We start from the raw sequence: 18,081 nt of genomic DNA on the forward strand, positions 1-18,081 counted from the left end.
TCCTCACGCCGCGATCAGATCCTGCTCCGTCACGAACGAGTGTTCGCCGGTCTCGTCCTTCCAGTAGACGAGTGTGGGTGAAGTCGCTGCATCGGCGGGTGCGTCGAGTGCCGTTCGAGTGGCTCGCGCGGCGTCGATGAGCGAGTGGAACTCGCTCATGACCTCACGCTCACTCTCCATCGTCGAGGTGTAGGCGCTCTTGCGGTTCTCGAGTTCCTTGCCGAGTGCCGCACCACCACCGCCCGGGAGGTTTCGGGCGACCCAGTTCATGTCCTTGAGCTTCTCCTCGAGCTCGAGGATGCGGGTCTTGAGTATGCGCGAGCGGTCCTGCAGTTGTTGCCAGAACACGATGCCGTCATCGATGACCGCCTTCAGCCGTTCGAGCGAGGAGGCGACCGACTTCGGGTTCTCCTGCATGTCCACGCACACTCGGAGGTACGAGATGCGCAGTTCCACGAACGATGCGAGCATCGCACTGTGCGCGTCGTAGTTCGCGTGCTGCACTTCGAGGGGGTCGTCAACGCTCATCGTCGTGCCGCGTGCGTCGACGAGCTGGCGGAATCGCGAGGCGAGCGCGCGCACGTCACGCTCGGCGAGCGCAAGCCGCATCAGCATGTCGTGTGAGAAGGACCCCTCGATGCCGTATTGCGCGTAGACCTCGTCGACGATTCTCGACGCTGCGAGGAGCTCGCCCGCGTGGGTGGCTTCGATTCGCGCGATCGCCTTGTCCAGGGTGCCCTTGATCGTGTCGAGTTTGCGATCCACCCGCTTGAACTGCTGCATCATCACCGCGGTGTTGAGCGCCTGGATGGCGAGGATCGGCGCGACGACGGGAAGCGAACTCGCGACGGCGATGAACGGCGCCTGAGCGATGATCCCACCGGTGCCCATCACGGCACTACCGTAACCATTGCCGATTGCCATGAGCGTGGCCGGATTCGCGGTCGCCATGAACAGGGTGGACGAGAATGCGGCGCTCAGTGCTGTGGCACCCGTTGCCGCACCGGTCACGGCCAACGCAGCGGCACCGTGGGGTGATACCGCTTTCGCGTCCGCCACGTACGTGCCGGTCGAAAGATAGCTTTCCCGAAGACCGGAGACGATCAGGTCACGCAGATTTCCCTGGAACTCGAACACGGCGAGCTCTGCACCGTCTTCACCCAGGCGCCGGACGGCGACCTCGTGGGGCTGCTGCTCGTCCGCGATGTCCATGTTTCTCCTCCGTGTCGACGGGCGATCGGGGCGTCCACGCCACGCTGATTCAGCAGGCGACGAGCCACATCAATCGGGCTCCGGGCGGCTCGAACCCGCGGCCCAAGCTTATCGCCGACCGAGCCGTCCAATCCGCTGCAGCACGGGAATCCTGCCCCGGTTGAGTGCCGATCACGTCGCCACGACGAGCGGCATCCATATGGCGTGAGAACTGTTTTCGGCTGGCGGGCCGCGACGATGTGTCGCGGATCAGGTCGACCCGCCACACCGAGGCGGCACGCGCGGTCCCACTGAGGCGGCCGGGACGACGCTCAGCTGATGCCGAGCAGTTCGCTCGGCGTTCCCGTCCACGTGACGACGAGTTCGTCGCGGGCGCGGCTCGCCGCGACGTAGAGGAGCGAGCGTTCACGCAGCCTCGCCTCCTCGAGGTCTTCCGGCGTGACATCGCGAAGGGCCCACGACGGCGGGAACTCGCTTGCCGAGAGGTTCGGGAGGACGACGCGCGAGAACTCGAGGCCCTTCGACTGGTGCATCGTGAGGATGACCGGCTGCCCGGTGCGGTCCGTGCCGGGCTGGGCGATGTGCGTGCCGATACCGCGATCCTCCAGTGCACGGCGGAGCTTCTGCCCGACCACGCGGGAGCGCACGAGCAGCGCGATCGTCTCGGGAACGACTGCGCCACCGTCGCGCTCTGGATCGAGCCAACCGCGCAGCGCGCTCGCGATCGAGTCGTATTCCCCGGCAGTCGTCGCCGAAGCGAGCGTCCTCGGTACGGGCCCACGACGTGCGGAGCGATAGCCCACCTCATCGAGCTCCTGTTGCTCGGCCGTGTCGTCGTCGAGGTACGTGCCGCCGTCAAGCACGCCGAGCGCGAAGCGGAGGTTCTGCTGCGTCGTCCGGTAGTTGAGGCGTAGTCGGCGGGCGCGCCCCTGCACCCTGATGCCGAACTGTTTGAGCGAGACGCGCTGGCCGTAGATGCGCTGATGCGCGTCCTCGGCGATGAACAGGTCGTTCGCTCCGTCGGGTGCGAGCGCCCGCAGGAGCTGCCACTGCAGCGCGTGGAAGTCCTGTGCCTCGTCGACGAGCACGTGGTCGGCGAGGCGCCGACCACCCTGCCCGTCGAGGGTGATCGCGGCGAGCGCCGCGATCTCGGCGTAGCTGAGCCGCCCATCGTGGCGAGCGGTCTGGCGGTAGCGGTCGATGACCTCCCACACCGCGGCGCGCTTGCGACGATCGAGCGCGACGCCGCGCCCCGGTCTGCGCGTCGCGAAGTAGTCCTCGCGCGACGAGATGTGATTGGGCAGCACGACCTGCAGGTACTCCGATTCGAAGAACGATTCGTTCCGCAGCGAGGCCGGGAGCGCGTCACCGACATCGGCGATCGCCGTGTCCCAGCCGCTGCCGTTGCCCTTCACAGCGTTCCGCGCGGTCAACGTCGAACCGAACAGCGTCTCGCCCGCACGATCGAACGCGGCGCGATGCTGCACTCGCGCCGCGGCCGCGAGCTGATCGATGCCGCGCACGAGAATGCCGGGTTCACCGGGCGCGGCAGCGAGTGGCAACGACGGATCGAGGCGTTCGAGGTTGCGTTGCAGATCAGCCGCGAGGGCCTTCGTGAAGGTCGTGAGGATGATCCTCGCCTCCGGGTCGGCCTTTGCGAGGCGGCGCGCGCGATGGAGCAGCACGACCGTCTTGCCCGTGCCCGCACCGCCGGTGAGGCGGAACGCGCCGCTGTAGTCGGCATCGACATAGCGGCGCTGCTCGGGATGGAGGAACACCCGCCACGCCCCGAAGTCGCCGCCCTCGAGCACGCGCCGCAGCTCGTCGTTGTCCTCGATGAGCGTGAACTGGCTCTTCGCGCCCGCTTGCTCGAAGGACTTGACGAGCGTAACGTCGTCGTCGCCCGTGGGGCGTGCACCCGAGCTGCGTACGCCGATCGAGTCGAGGATCTCGCCGATGCCAATGCCGTCGGCGAGGCCGAGCACGGCACTGATCTGCCATTCGTTGCCGAAGCGCTCGGTGAGGTCGAGCAGCTGTGCCTCGGTGGGAATCGCCATGAGGGCGGTGGCCGTGTGCTCGTCGAATCCGAGTCGATCGGTGAGGTCGTTTCGCGTGTAGCCCTTCACCGCCAGGAAGGGGCCCGCCGGGGCTGTGTCTGCGTACGCCTTCGGCTCGTCGGACGGCGTAGGCTCGGACGTCGGCTGCGTCGAAACGGGCGGCTCGCCGGTGGTCGACGGCAGGACCGTCTCAGGCTCAACCGTCCCGGTGGGCGAGGTCGGCAACGGCTCGTCCGACGCCGCCCCCGCGTCCGACGCGGGCGCCTCGCCTTCGCCGAGACCGGCCCCGGCCGCCGAGCCGGGCTGCGTCTCTTGCCCTGGCTCGGTCGTTTCGGGCGCCGTCCAGTTGGAGGAGGGCGGTGCTGCGGCGGCGGGCATCGTCCGCTCGATGATCTCCGGCAGCCCGTTGACCGGATTCACGCGGAGCACGCGCGTGCGGGCGCGCTCGATCGCCTCGTCGTGCGGGTACGTGCCGTCGTACACGTAGATGCGCTCGCCGTTCGGATTGTCGATGCGGAACAGCACCGCGCGCCAGAACTGATCGACTCGCCCCGTGCGGGCACGCGGGTCGTTGGCCTTCCGCATGGGCTCGATGTTCAGCCCCGACGTCGTGTCGTCAGCCGTGAGCTTCTGCAGGAATGCCATCGACTTCTGCAGTACCTTGCCGTCGGTCTTCTGGCCCTTGAGCTTGGTCATGATGATCTGTGGCATCGCTCAGTCCTTCTGCTCCAGTGCGGTCATGATCGGCTCGGTGTCCGTCGGCACGATCCTCCACCCGGCCTCGGACAAGAGCGCGCGATCGTCGTCTGTGAAGTGCAGGTCGACGACGATGCGCGCGTCGGGCCAGGCGATCGGAAGGGGAATGCCGTCCTGCTCGATGCCGAGTTCCGGGACCGTCCCGCCCCGGGCGGCGATCGGTTCGAGGATCGCGCGCTCCTCGTCGGTCGCGAATTCGAGGGCCTCGATCCACTCGGGCGTCATCGCGATGATGTCGACGGGGCCGAGTGTCGATGCCGTGAGCTGCGGTCCGGTCGCCGCGATCCCGGGACGCAGCTCCACGACACGGTCCACCGCGCCGAGCATTACGCGTTCGACGGTCGTGATGGCCACCCGGTGCGCGTCGGCGAAGCCGAGCAGGTTCGACAGCCGCAGCCAGAGCGCCCAGGCCGCGGGCGCGTCGGGCGCTTCGACGGCGGCGTCCCGGTCGTCCAGCACGAGGGCGCTTCGTGTGGACCGGGTCGCCACGTCCGCTGTCGTAACCATGACGAGCGGTCCGCGCCGGAGTCTCATCGTGGGCGAATTCGCCGGCCCGTCCTCGTCGAGGCCATCGAGGATGCCGCTCGCCCGAAGCGCAAGGGCATCGAGCTCGGCAGCAGGAGTCGTTCGCCTGCTCGTCGGCCGCAGCAGCAGCGGCAGCAGATTCGCGAGCTTGCGCCACCGCTCCTCGATCGCTCCGCCAGTCTGCATCCACCGGAACAGCAGCGTGATCGGGTTCTCGGAGACGGCATCGAGGTCGTCCCTGGTGAGCCCCTGAGCTGCTGCGAGGTCTTCGATGGCGCCGCGCGCGAACCAGCTCGACACGTCGACCGGCTCACCGCCGCGTTCATCGGCGCGACGGACGTCGTCCCACGTGATCGCGAACACGTGGGTGCTGTCGAGGCGCAGCGTGTTCCGTTTCGTCGCGTCGTCGGCGAGCCGGTTGTGGGCGTGGGTCGCGTGGTAGCGACGTCCGTCGGTGAAGATCGCGATGGGTGCGACGCCGCCGCCGACCGCTTCGAGCAGGAAGTCGGGTTGCACGCCACCGAGTCGCTGCTGTGGGGTGAGCTGCCAGGCGCGTCCGCCCGCGGGGAAGGTGACTCGCAGCGTGTTGCCCCACGTGCCGGGGAGCTCCTTGACCGTGGCGCCGGCGGTCGCCGCGCGTTCGATGAACACCTTGCGGAACCACTGCTCGAGGTTCGACTCCGGGTCCTCGACGCCGGGGTCGATCTCGGTGGTCTTCCACTCCTCGGGTTCGCCGGTCTCGGCGTCGGTGAGGAGCCCCGAGAGCACGCGCTGGGCGCTCTCGCGGGAGACGAGCTCGGCCCGGTTGCCCGGTGCGTACGGGAGGAGGCAGCGGTGGCACGCGAGCCTGCCCTCGTCGGCGCACGGGCAATCGCGCACGACGGCGAAGGCCCGATCGAGCACCTCGCGGATGCGCTCGCGGGCGGCGAGGTCGGCGAGGTAGCCCGTGCCGCCCGGCACGATGTCGTGGATCAGCAGCGAGGTCGCGGTCTGGCCGTCCGTTCCGGTGAGCGGCTCCTCGATCACCTCGATGCGCAGGTGATCGGGGTCGCCACCGATGACTTCGCGCAGGCCGAGCTGGATGGCGGCCGCGAGGCTCGGGAGCGCGAGGCGGTCGCCGATCGTCACGGCCTGCGGCAGTCGCATCACGACGCCCTGCGACACGAGGGTGCGCGTGAGCGCGAGCGAGACGACGTGCTCCTCACGGACCTTGCGGTTCGGGCACCAGGCGCGGTGTTCGTGTTCGGTGTTCTCGTCGCCGCGCAGGTCGAGCTTGCCGCATGCGTCGCAGACCCGGAACAGGGGCGTGTTCGCGTGGCCGGCACCGGCGATCGTGCGTTCGCCGCCGCCGTACGCCGCCTGTCGGCCGAGGTTGATCCAGCGGATCGTGAGGTCGCGGTAGTACTTGATGCCGAAGTGTCCGTCCTCGACGAACCACTGCGAGAGCAGGCGCGACGGGTCGAGGTCGGCCGCGAGCTGCACGGTGAAGCGCTCCCGTCGACGTTCTTCGTTGCGGTCGCCGATGCTCGACTCGTCGCGGCGCACCTCGGCCGAGACGCGTTCGAGTTCGAGGCTGGGCACGATCTGGTTGGTGTCGGCGATCGCGGGGCTGCCGCAGCGCGGGCAGGCGGCGCCCGTCTCGGCCTCGGGCGCGTCGAGGTCGCGGGCGTAGCCGCACGACGGGCAGTAGGCCCAGGAGCGGACGGCGCTTCCGGCGCGGCCGAGTTCGACGGCGTCGATCTCGATCTCGACGCCCTGGGCGTAGAACACGTTGCCGGGTGCGAGTTCGGTGATGGCGATCGAGGCGCCGCGTTCGTAGCTCGCCTCGCGGGTTTCGTACTCCTGCGTGTCGGGGTCGATCCAGCTCAGACCGACGTCGAGCCGCACGCGGTCGTCGAGCAGCGTGTAGTTGGGGAGGATGCCCGCGCGTTCGAGTGCGCCGACCCAGTGGTCGGTGCGCAGCGTGTCCTGTTGCTTCGCGACGATCGCGTAGCTCGCTTTTGCGCTGCGGAACGCGCGGTGGTCGTCGGTCGTCGCGGCGGGGTGTTCGGCCTTCGTCTGGAGCTCGTCGAGGGTGCCCGCGATGGCCGTCTTGCGCTGGCCGAGTTCGTCCACCTCGCGTTGCCAGCGCCCGGCGGCGGTGAGCAGCGTGCCGGCGAGGCCGCTCGTTCGCGGCTCCGCGCCCGGGTTCGCCCAGGCGCGCAGGGTGTCGACGGCCCATTCGCGCAGCCCGTCGAAGGTGTCGAGGAAGGCGGTGAGGCGTGCGTGGGCGTTCGTCTCGGCGTCGGTGATGATCTGGTCGAGGAACGAGCCCGGGGCGTCGTTCGCGAGGACGTCGGCGGCGCGCGCGATGTCGGCGAGTTCACCGCGGGAGGCGAGTCGGTCGATGAGGAATGCGGTGTACTGGCGGCGGAGGATCTCTTCGGCGCTCAGGTAGGTGGCGGGTGGGCGCACCTCGCCGCCGATGACCGAGAGCGGGTCGCCGAGCTTGGGGAGTTGCTCGCCTCGGCCGACGACGAACGCCATGACGAGTGCGTTGCCGGTGAGGCGTCCCGCGCGGCCGACGCGTTGCAGGTAGGAGGCGACGCTGTTCGGGAGTCCCGCGAGGAAGACGGTCGAGAGGTCGCCGATGTCGATGCCCATCTCGAGGGTGGGCGTCGCGACGAGCACGTTGGGGGCGTCTGGGTCGGCGGCGGACTGCTTGAAGCCGTCCTCGACCTCGCGGCGCACGGCGTCGTCGAGCAGGCTCGTGTGTTCGTGGGCGACGACGCGGCGCATCTCGCCCTCGTCGTAGAGACGCCGGTAGTAGTTGTCGACGTCGGTCCCGGGTACGAGCGTGCCGGTGCACCGGATCGCGGTGCACGGGGCGCCGTCGAGCTGCGCGCGCACCCTGCGTGTTCCCCGCACCTCGCCCTGGCAGGTCTCGCAGTGCAGCAGCACGGTGTGGTCGTCGACGTGCGGTGCGGCTTCGAGGAGGATGCGCGCGGGTTCGAGCTGGTACGCGGTCCCGCCCGTGTCGCCGGTCGCGACGGTGCTGACGATGTCGGCCTCGGCGAGGGCGTCGAAGAGCAGTTTGGTGAGCGTCGGGCCCTCCATCGGGGAGACGCCGAGTGTGCGGGAGGCCCAGCGGGCGTACCAGCCCTGTGCTGCCCCGGCCGGGTCGAGACCGGAGTCGTGACCGCCCGCGACGCGCGTTGATCCGAAGCGCGGGTAGGCGGGAGCTTCGCGGTCCGGCGGGAAGGCGGGCATGCCTTCGCCTCGCGGCCTGCCGCCCCAGACGGGCCAGCGGGCGCCGTTCTGTTGCAGGTACTTGCGGAACCACGGGTGGGCGATCGCGCCGCGTTCGCGCATGCGTTCGAGCACGCCGCGCACCCAGTGCACGAGGGCACCGTCGGCGGCGGTGGCTTCGACGCCGGTGAGGATCGGCGTCGCCGTTTCGTACTCGCGGATCGCGGTGCGGGCGAGTGCGTGGAGGTGGCTCGTGGGGCCGGCATCGACCTCGCAGACGAGGCTGCCGGTGCGCACGAGCGTGCGCCCGACGCTCGCCTGCAGGCCGAATTCCATCGCGGCGTCGAACGCGAGGCGCCTGCGCACGCGGCGTTTCACGGCGGGGTCGGTGGCGCCGGGGCCGTGCCAGAACGGTTTGAACTGTTCGCGCTCGACGAGGTCCGGGGAGAGGATGCGGTAGCGGCGTTCGGGGGTGTCGGCTCGCACGAGCATCGTTTCGACGAGGTCCGCGAGGGTCGTGGTTTCGTCGCCGACGGCCTCGCGCATCGCGTTGCGCAGGTTGAACACGTGGGATCGGCTCTGCACGAATGCGGCGCGGTGGGCGGCGTCCTGCACGCTGTCGGTGAAGACGAGGGCCTTCTTCTCGCCCGCGTCGAGGGCGGCGTCGCCGAAGATCGTCGTGACGGTGACCGAGAGGAGCGTCGCGATGGCTGAGCCGAGGAATCGGATGCCGTCGATCTGCCCGCAGCTCGGGCACGTGTCGCGGTTGCTGCGTTCGTCGTTGGGGTCGGGGCCGAGCGTGAGGACGGGGAGGATGTCGGTGCTCGCTTGGAGCTCGTCGGCGTCGGGTGCCTCGGGCAGCAGGCAGCGTTGCACGGCGTCGAACCAGGCGAGTCCCTCGACGGGCGGGTCGCCGGGGCTCGCGGTGAGCGCCTGGTCGGCCTCGTTGGGGGCGTAGAGCAGGGCCCGGAAGCGGCCTTCGCGGCGCAGGTGGCTGCCGCGGATGTCGCTGTCGTCGGTGTTGAGGTGTGTGCCGGTGGGGGCGAGCAGCACGCCCCAGCCGGTGCGCCCGCAGTGGCGGCAGTAGATGGCGGGGAACGCGACGCGGCCGGCGTCCGAGAAGGGGTCGTCGTTGTCGTCGATGTCGGTCGCGCCGTCGTCCGACCAGCGGTACGCGGTGCTCGGCCCAGCGACGCGATCGAGGCGCGTGAGGGCGCGCACCCACTGGTGCACCTCGACGGTCGCGGCGGCGCGGCCCGCGATGGCGCGCACGTGGCTGAGGGCGGCGACGACGAGCGTGAGCACGAGGTGGCGGTCGGCGTCGCGTTCCCGCTCGCCGCGGCCGGGCGTGAGTTCGAGGACGACGTGGCGGGCGAGGGCGGCAGTGGCGCGGGGGTCGCTCGCCCCACCGATGAGCACGCGGATCCAGGGGTGTGCGCGGGTGAGGTCGAGGAGCTGTTCGGGCGTGAACTCGGCGAGGGCTGGAATACCGCCGTCGTGGTCGCGGTAGATGGTGCCGAGCACGGTCATCGTGAGTTGTCGCGCGTCGGCGGCGCCGAGGTATCGCGCTGCGTCGGGGCCGCGGGCGATGTCGATGAGCTCTTCGGCGCACGCATTGGCGTCGGTGCGTGGCGTGAGCCCGAGCGCGGCGACGCGTTCGGCGGCACCGTCCGCCCATTCGTCGAGCTCGAGCCGGGTTTCGGTGACGACCGAGTCGCGGTCGAAGCCGCCGCCGAAGACGGTGTTCGCGAACTCGACCATCGCGGCGGGGTCGTCGCCGCCGCCGAGGGTCGCGGAGGTCGCGACGGGGGTCATGAGCCCGAGCGTCGCTGCCCGGGCGTGGTCGTCGATGCGTGGGTCTTCGTCGGGCCAGTGGCGTTTGAGGGCGAGGCCGAGGCGGCGCAGCAGCATCGCGACGTCGGTGCCCTGCGCACCGTCGTAGCTGTGGAACTCGTCGAGCACGAGGTAGCGCAGGCTCGTGGCGCTCTGCCGCCAGAGCGCCTGGTCGGCGGGGCGCAGCAGCAATTGGTCGAGCATCTTGTAGTTGGTGAGCAGGATGTCGGGTGCCTGGCTGCGCATCGTCTCGCGGTCGGTGATGAGGCCCGCATCGGTGACCTGGCCGCGTTTGGGACCGCCCTGCCCCGTGTAGATCGCCGCTCGGATTCCCGCGAGTTCGGGGGTGCCGCGGATGAGTCGCGTGACGCGGTCGGCCTGGTCGTTGGCGAGCGCGTTCATCGGGTAGAGGATGAGCGCCTTGATGCCCGTTTCCCCCGCGGCCTTCGCGCGGACGACGTGGTCGAGGATCGGGAAGAGGAACGACTCTGTCTTGCCCGAGCCGGTGCCGGTGGTGACGAGCGTCGGCAGGGGCCGTGGCTTGTCGGGGCCGAGCTCGGCGCTCGACAGCCGTTCGAACGCGGCGGCCTGGTGGCCGTGCGGCGTGAAGTCGCGCAGCCACGCGAAGCCGCTCCCGGTGCCGTTCGCGGCGGGCCGGAACGGCAGCCGAAGGCGCAGGTACGGGCCCTTGAAGATGCCCTGTTCGGGGTGCTTGAGGAACTCATCGAGTGCCCGCCGCTCGGCTCGGTCGGCGAGCGCGAAGGTGGTGGTGAGGTACTCGATGAGTCCGTCGCGGATCTCGTCGGCCTGGATGGTCGGCAGCAGTTCGCTCACGAGCGCTCCTTCAGGATGCGCTCGAAGTGGGCGTACGCCTCGCGCATATCGGCCTCGCGGTCGCGAGTGCGCCCGCCCTGCCCGGGCCCGACCAGGCGCCCCTCGTCGTCGTAGAAGTCACGCTTTCGGTCGTAGCCGCGCAGCACCGGGAACTGGGTGCGATAGATCGCGCAGAGTTCGTCGATGGTGACGCCGAGCTCCAGCGCCACGAGCACATCGATCTCGAGTTGTGCCTGCCGACGCAACAACGCCCGCCGCAACGGAACGTGCCTGTGCCAGTGCGTCATATCGGTCGGCATGAGTGGCTCACGAGACTGAATCTCAGAATTAGCCCACGAGTCACCCTGCACAAACCCTAGACCACTCTCCCAAAGTGGTGCATATGCTTCTGACATGCACTGCAAGCGTGCCGTCCGAAGCAGGAGTTCCGACGTCAGGCAATGCTCCGGCACAACAGGCAGCCGCGAAGCGACCCCCGCCCGAATGGTAGATTTCGGCGCCACCCGCACAGCGAAATCGAGAAGCAGACTGGAAAAGAACCCGGCAATCATGACGAGCGTCGCGGATTCTGCTCGCGGCGCACCGAGCGAGTACAACCCGTCAACATGTGCTGCGCCGGGCGGAATGAGCGCAGCGATGAGTGTGCGCTCACCGGTGTTGGCGGCCATGTTCCGCCAGGCGAGCCGGTAGTGCGCACGAGCTGGGTCGTGGTCCTCGCCCCAGTGGGTATAGTTCGCGTCGTAGACCTTCCGGTCGCCGACCGGTTTGTAGGAGGTGATCGGAATGGCATCGGCATCGAGTCGTTCGAGGTCTACCGAACTCCAGTCGGTATTGTGCAGCATCGAAGGATTCGGGGACTTGTAGAACGGATTGCCGACGAAGATGTGCGACCCCTGAAGAATGACGTCATCCCATGTGTCCGGCCGGCCCCATTCGACATCGAACCGGCCACGGGTGCGGTCGTTTTTCTCATGCCATCCGGCGGAGAACGCCAGACCGAGACTCGAAAGCCGCTGTCGTCTCCCCAACTTCGCAAGCACATCGGAGGCGGCCCGGTTGACGGTATAGACCATGCGGGTCGCCCGCACCGGCACGTCGTCGGATTCCAACACCGCGTGCCACGATGCGAGCACGTCGTCCGTCACTCGAACGATCCGTTCGGCGTGTGGCCGAGTGTCCCAGTTGCCCGAATCGTCCTTGATACCGGGCGCCGGGCCCGAGCCGTCGTGACGAATCGACCGCTCGACCGTGTCGGGATGGTAGAGGCTCACCGCGCTCAAGAAGGACACGTCCTTGGCGGCAGCACCGTACACGTTGACGCCGTACCGCTTCTGGTCCTGAATCTCGAACAGCTTCAGCTCGTTGATGAACTGCCAGTGACGACGCAGATGCTCATAGCTCGCCCGGCGGAGGGCTCCGGCCTTCTCGTCCGTGAAGTGCGACTCGAGATGAATGAGCGCAGAGATCCCACGGCCGGACGCGGCCCACCACACGCGCTCCATGAAGCAGCGGTACAGGTCGGGTTGCAGGCCCGCCAGGTGGGGATAGTTCGTCGCATCGCCCACGAAGGCGGCGATGCCTGCGACGTCCGTCGTGCCGTCCAGCACGAGTTCGGTGATGCCGGGGAGTGCGAGCGTCTGCTCGCGCTTCGCGCGCAGCTGCGCCTGGGTCGGCTTCACGGCGAGCTGGAACCACGGATTGCCCTCCGCGAGCAAGGCCTCGACATCGGAGCGGGGTCGCACCCACGGCGGGTTCCCGAGCTGCAGCTCGAAGCCGCCCCCCGCGAAAACCGTCGCGAAGTCGAGTTCCCAGTGGAAGAAACCCTGCTGCTCGGCGATGCGCTCGCACACGCCCAGCCAGGGGTGCTCGTCGAGCACCTCGGCGATCGGCTTCGCCTGCGCGAAGTCGAGTTCGAGCCGTTCCTCGACGCCGAGTGCGTTCCAGTCACGCGCCAGGCCGAGCGGCGTCTGGCCCTGCGCAGCGGCCGTCGGCTTCACCTCGGCGTGCACGCCGAGGATCGCCGTGAGTCCCGCGACCCACTCGTCCAGGCCGGGTGGCGTCGCCCCTCGCGTCAGGGTGTCGGTGAGCGGCCAGAACCACAGCGCGCACCAGGCGTCCATCACGCGCCGAAGACGACGGTAGGCACCGTCCGCGTCGGCGAGGCTGCGCTCGATCTGCTCGCGCGACACCGCGCCCGTCCGCCCCGGGTCCGATGCGCCCCACACCCTGATCGGGCGACGCACCTCGCGCTCGGCGATCTCGAGCCGCCGCAGCGCATACCGCCACAGCACCTCGACCCGCCGCGCGAGCGCGACGAGCTGCTTCGTCTGCGCCTTCGACGGCTTCACGAGCACCCGCTTGCGCCACGCCTTCAATGTCTGAAGCGCCTCGGGGGCGAGCGTCTTCGCCTCCTTCGCATCGACCGCGCTCCCCCACCCGTCGGCTGGCAGCAGGAAGTGGTGGATCTTCCCCGCCGTCGAGGCCGACGGGCGCCCGGCGGCGAGGTCCTCCGCGAGTTCGGCGACGGGCACGTCGTGCGGCACGGCCGACAACCACGCCCGCCGGTCCAATTGCGACTCCGCATACACGGCCCGGCGAGCACCGATGAGCGAGTTACCGCGCCGCAGATGCAGCCCGAACCACGGCGCCTGCAGCTCGTCCGACATCGTGTCGAGCCACAGCGAGACCTCCGCGAGCTCCACGGCGGTCGCATTGAGGTCGACGCCGTACACCTGGTGCAGCGCTATCGACGCCTTCACCCGCTGCAACTCACGCGGGTAGCGATCCGGGTCGATCCGGCGACCGAGCTCGCGCTGTTTGCGGGTCAGGTACTCCGCCGCAAGCTGCCGCACCGCCTCGATCGCGAACGCCCCCGAGCCGAGCGCCGGCTCACACACGCTCATGCGCAGGATGTCGTCCGCTGGCGTCGTCTCGCCGTCCTGATCGAGCAGCTCCGCGAGCGCCTGCCCCACCGTGAAGCGCGTCAGCACCTCGGGCGTGTAGTACGACGCCGACTGCTGCCGCTCACGCCCCGCGAGGCGGAACACGAAGGTACCGCGCCGATGCACGACCGCTCGCGTCTCGCCCGTCACCGCATCGATCGCCTGCACGAAGTCCTGCGGCTCGATGTCGCTCGACCGCTCCACCGGCACGACCCACGAGCCCTTGTGCGCGTCACCGTTCTTCGCGACCTCGAACAGGTCCTGCTCCGCGAAGAAGCCCGTGTACGACATGAGGCCCTCGTACACGGCGCCGAGCTGGTTGATGCCGAGATCGGCATAGCTGATGAAGCCCCGATCGCGTCCCTTCTGCGCCTTGCTCAGCAGGAGGTGCTGCAACACCTGCTGGAGCGCACGATCCGACAGGCCCACCTCGTCGATGAGCGCCGTCGCCGCGGGCAGGAACAGGTCGGCACGGAGGCTGTTGAACACGAGCCCCTCGGTCACGTGCTCGGCGATCGCGCCGCCGTCCCACGCGGCATCCGCATCGCTCCCGTCGCTCCCCGAATCGCCGTCGGCAGCGTCGGCGGCACGAGCGACACCGTGGCCCTGATCGACGAGCCGGAAGAGCACCGCGAGCGAGTCGTAGAGGTGCCGCCCTTCCTCGCTGCGTTCCGTGCTGAGCGGCACGAGCGTCAGCTCGCGCAAGCGATCGAGGCTGTAGCCCTCCTCGTACTCGCTCGCCCCGACGGGAAGCACATCGAGCTCGGGCGAGGCCTCCGCGTAGAGCAGGAAGAGAATGCGGTACAGGAAGCGGAGCGACTGCTTCGCGAGCGGTTGCGCTGACTCAGCCGGCAACGGGGCGAGCCCGAGCCGCGCGCGCTGCGCCACGACGTCGTTCGCGATGAGTTCGATCGAGAGCCGCACGCCCTCGCGCAGATCCTGCGAGACGCCGACCGTGTGCGTGACCGACTCCTCGAGCACGGACTGCCACCAGCTCGACCCCTCGTCGCCGCGCTCGAATCCCTCGGCCCCGAGGCACGCGAGCGCGCGATCGATCTCGCCGCCGCGCTTCGTGTCGTTGCGTTCCACGACGAGCTGCAGATCGATCGCGAGATACCGCCCCTCGGGCCACCGCTCGCGCTCGGCGAGCAGCAGCCACGCGCCCGCGAAGACGATCGCGAACTGCGGCCCGTCATCGGCCACGAAGAGCGTCGACAGTGCCCTCGCCGCCGAGTGCACGACATCGCCGCGACGGGTGTGCTCGCCGTCCGGCAGATACGGTTCGAGCAGGGTGTCGGCGTCCTTGGCGAGCAGCTCGTCGAGGGAGTCGACGGGCCGCGCATCGACGAGCGCGAGGACCGGCTCGCCCTGCTCGCCGACGCGATGCACGAACCGCACCGGGCCGTGCGCTTCGAGCCGCACCCCGTTCGCCTCGTAGCCGAGCACCTGTCGGAGCGGCGCATACAGCTCCCGCTCGATGGCCGCCGGCTCGCGCAGCTCGTCCTCACCGAGCGAGGCGAACACGCGCTCGAGCGCCACGCGCTCGGCCGAGAACCGCGAGCGCGTCGACTCGTGCCCCTCGTCCGTGAGCGCCGTCCACGCCGCCACGCGTGCGAGCACACGCGACTGGAACGACTGGGACTTCGCGTCGGTCGTGACGTAGTGCTCGCTCAGCCAGCCCTCGCCGACGATGATGGCATCCGAACTCATGCCTCGCTCCTCTCGGTGCCGACGGGGGTGGCGACCGGCGTCAGCGCCGGGACGACGACGAGCAGGGGCCGCACGAACGTCTGCTCCGGGAGCATCGAGCGGGCGATCTCCAACTCGTTCTCGACCGACACGCGACGCGCTTTGAGCGCCTCGATCTGCGAGAGGCCCGCGGCCTCGTCGCTCCACCCCTCGACGCGGCCCGACCATCGATCGATGAGCGCTGTGACACTACGGTTCGCGTCCTCGTGCACCGCCAGGGCATAGTTGCGCGCCGCGTGCACGGCCGGTGCGATGACACCCGCGAACGCCTCCGCATCGATGGGCCCCGGATTCACGACCGTCTCGCGCGTGAAGCCGAGATCCTCGAGCGCCTCCCGCACACTCGCGACGGGCCGGGGCAGCGCGAAATCGCCCGTCGGGTCGGGCACCGTGGCAGTCAGCACGATGCTCGACACGAGCTGTCCGCGGTGGTTCGTGAGCGTCGCCTGCACGAGCACGGTCGGCATGTCGACCGTGCCGCGCACGGCGAAGACCTCGTTCCGGCCGAGCGTGCCGAGGGCCCGGTCACCGGCCCAGTCGAGCACCGGATGGAGGGGCCCGAGGTAGTGGGCCTCCGGCCACATCGTGTGGCTCTTCGGATCGTCGCGCGCATCCACGAGCAATTGCGTCGCGAGTGCGCGCTCGGTCACGAGCCGGAATCGCGTCGCGACTCCGCGATCGGCGAGATAGCTCTGCGGCAGCACGTCGAGCCTGCGGCGCAGATCGCGTGGCGGCTCGAGTTCCACGAGCGACGGGTCGAGCTCCTTCCAGCCCGCCCCGTTCTGCTCGACCGGCGCATCGGGCGTCGTGAAGCTCTCGGCGAGCGCGGTACGCAGGAAGTCCCGGTCGGCCGCGAACAATCCGGTCACGCCGTCGGAATGGTTGCCCGCCTGCCGGGACGGCGTGCTCGACTCGCTCGTGCCGGACGCCAGAGCCGCGTCTGCGCGCTGATCGAGTGCGCTGCCGACTTCGAGCCCGGCGAGCAGCGCGAGGAAGGGATCGTCGCTCGCGGCGAGCGCGTCCTCGACGTTCGGCACGATCTCGTCCAGCTCGCGCTCCCCCGAGAGGACGCGGCGTATGCCGTCCTCCTCCTCGCCCACGTCATAGCGTCCCATGAGCGAGGCGGCGTCGCCGAGCGTCGTGTGCGCCTCCTGCTCCCGGTCGAGGACGCGGCGGAGCACGCGCACATCGCCCGCGAAGCGCGCGTTCGCCGGGTCGAGCAGGAGCGTCGTGATCTGCGGCCGGTGCCGCTGCCCGTACCGGTCGATGCGGCCGTTGCGCTGCTCGATGCGGATGAGGCTCCACGGGATGTCGAAGTGAATGAGTTCGTGACACTGCGCGTGCAGGTTGACGCCCTCGGATGCGACATCGCCCGTGACGAGCACGCGGATCTTCGACGAGGACTGTTTGAACTGCTCGACGATCTCCTGTTGCTCCTGGTCGCTCAGCTGACCGTGCAGCACACGCACCTGCTCGTCGTTCATGCCGAGGTCCGCACGCAGCTTCGCGGCGAGCCAGCCGAGCGTCGGCACGCGCTCGGAGAAGACGACGGCACGCTCGGCGCTGCGCTTCCCGACGCCGATGCGCCGCAACTCGTCGAGGAGCGCGTCGTACTTCGCGGAGCGCCCCTCGAGTGCCGCGTTCGTGAGGTCGAGCAGGTGGGCGAGGGCGCGATGTTCGATTGCCGCGGCCTCGCCGCCGGTGCGGTCGAGCCGCTTCATCCGCTCGGTGACCGTCTCGCGCAGCGCGGCGGGTGACGAGAGGAACGACTTCGCGAGCGTCCAGGGGAACAGGGTCGAGTTCGAGCCCGAGTACGGCGAGCGCGCGTCGGCCGGGTGCAGCCAGACCTCGGCGAGTTCGTCGGCAATCGCGTTCTCCTCGGGTGAGGCGTCGACGAGGCGATGAATCGGTTCGAGCCGTTCCGCCCAGTTGTCCCCCACCTCGCCGCGCACCTCGGGGCTGTTGCGGTGTCGGCGGATGACCAGGCGCCGCGCCTCGTCCATGTCGATGTCGCCGTTCGGGCGCACGGCGGTCGGTTCGAGCAGCCGGATGAGCTCGGCAAACGATTCGGGCTTGCCGTTGTGCGGGGTCGCCGAGGCGAGGATGAGCGCCTCGGTGTTCGGCGCGAGCGTGCGGGCGAGCTGGTTGTTGAGGGTCTTGCCCGTGATGTTGTGCGATTCGTCGATCACCACCGCGTCCCAGCGGTGCTTGCGCAGGTGTGCGCGGTACTTGTCCTGCTTGAGCGTGTCGATCGAGATGATGGCGCGCTTGAAGAGCGAGAACGGGTTGCGCGTCACCGGCAGGTGCTGACGCACCCGCTGGATGCCGACGGAGTCGAGCCGCACGAACGGGAGCGCGAACCGCGTCCACAACTCGTGCTGCATCTGTTCGAGCACGTGCCGAGGCGTGACGACGAGAATGCGCTCACCGCGTCCGCGCCGCACGAGCTCGGCGAGGATCATGCCGATCTCGAGCGTCTTCCCGAGCCCGACGGCGTCGGCGAGCAGAATGCGCGGGCGCAAGTTCGACGGATCGAGCGCGCGCGTCACCGCGGCGCGCTGGTAGTCGAGCGGGTCCATGAGCATGCGATCCGCGACGGCGAGCCCCTCGGCCATCGCGGGCACAGGTGACTTGCGCATCGTCGCTTCGAGCCAGAGCTTCGCGGTGCGGTACTGCGACGAGCCGTCGGCGACGACTCGAGCGTTTTGCGGGTCGAGCGGCGTGATCGTGTCGATGTCGCTGTAGAACGCCGCCGTCGTGTCGCGCACCAGCTCGGAGAGGCCCACCACGCGCACGAGCGTTCCGGATGTCGTCTCCGCGGTGCTCGTGACGATCCAGTCCGCGTCACGGACGACAACGACCGATCCCGGAGCGACGTTCTCGAGGCGCGACGAAACGGCAGGAGCGGGTACGAGCGACACCGGTGATGGTCCTTTCCTCGCGCG

General features: G+C 69.4%; 5 protein-coding genes. All 5 read right to left on the reverse strand.

Annotated elements, in window-relative coordinates:
* Positions 1–3: 3 nt before the first annotated feature.
* Positions 4–1,212: a hypothetical protein gene (locus HNR16_RS11475; protein WP_158039849.1), complete on the reverse strand. Its 1,209-nt coding sequence runs from the start codon at positions 1,210–1,212 to the stop codon at positions 4–6.
* A gap of 311 nt (positions 1,213–1,523) precedes the next feature.
* Positions 1,524–3,980 (reverse strand): UvrD-helicase domain-containing protein, encoded by a 2,457-nt coding sequence (locus HNR16_RS11480; RefSeq protein WP_158039850.1) that lies wholly within the window; start codon positions 3,978–3,980, stop codon positions 1,524–1,526.
* A 3-nt stretch (positions 3,981–3,983) separates the two neighbouring features.
* Positions 3,984–10,445 carry a DEAD/DEAH box helicase gene (locus tag HNR16_RS11485; RefSeq protein ID WP_158039851.1) on the reverse strand — a complete coding sequence of 2,154 codons (6,462 nt, stop codon included), beginning with the start codon at positions 10,443–10,445 and terminating at the stop codon, positions 3,984–3,986.
* The gene (locus HNR16_RS11490) at positions 10,442–15,097 is read right to left on the reverse strand and encodes a DNA methyltransferase (protein ID WP_158039852.1); all 4,656 of its coding nucleotides are present in this window, start codon (positions 15,095–15,097) and stop codon (positions 10,442–10,444) included. Before HNR16_RS11490 ends, HNR16_RS11485 begins: the two co-directional genes overlap by 4 nt.
* The gene (locus tag HNR16_RS11495) at positions 15,094–18,057 is read right to left on the reverse strand and encodes a helicase-related protein (RefSeq protein ID WP_225737789.1); all 2,964 of its coding nucleotides are present in this window, start codon (positions 18,055–18,057) and stop codon (positions 15,094–15,096) included. Before HNR16_RS11495 ends, HNR16_RS11490 begins: the two co-directional genes overlap by 4 nt.
* Positions 18,058–18,081: the final 24 nt, after the last annotated feature.

Origin of the sequence: Pseudoclavibacter chungangensis (assembly GCF_013410545.1) — a bacterium.
In the GTDB taxonomy this organism is placed as follows: Bacteria; Actinomycetota; Actinomycetes; order Actinomycetales; family Microbacteriaceae; genus Pseudoclavibacter; species Pseudoclavibacter chungangensis.

What these genes read in the sequence shown, in the direction of transcription:
- HNR16_RS11475 (WP_158039849.1), bottom strand. Translation starts at nt 1,212, where the DNA reads ATGGACATCGCGGACGAGCAGCAGCCCCACGAGGTCGCCGTCCGGCGC.
- HNR16_RS11480 (WP_158039850.1), bottom strand. Translation starts at nt 3,980, where the DNA reads ATGCCACAGATCATCATGACCAAGCTCAAGGGCCAGAAGACCGACGGC.
- HNR16_RS11490 (WP_158039852.1), bottom strand. Translation starts at nt 15,097, where the DNA reads ATGAGTTCGGATGCCATCATCGTCGGCGAGGGCTGGCTGAGCGAGCAC.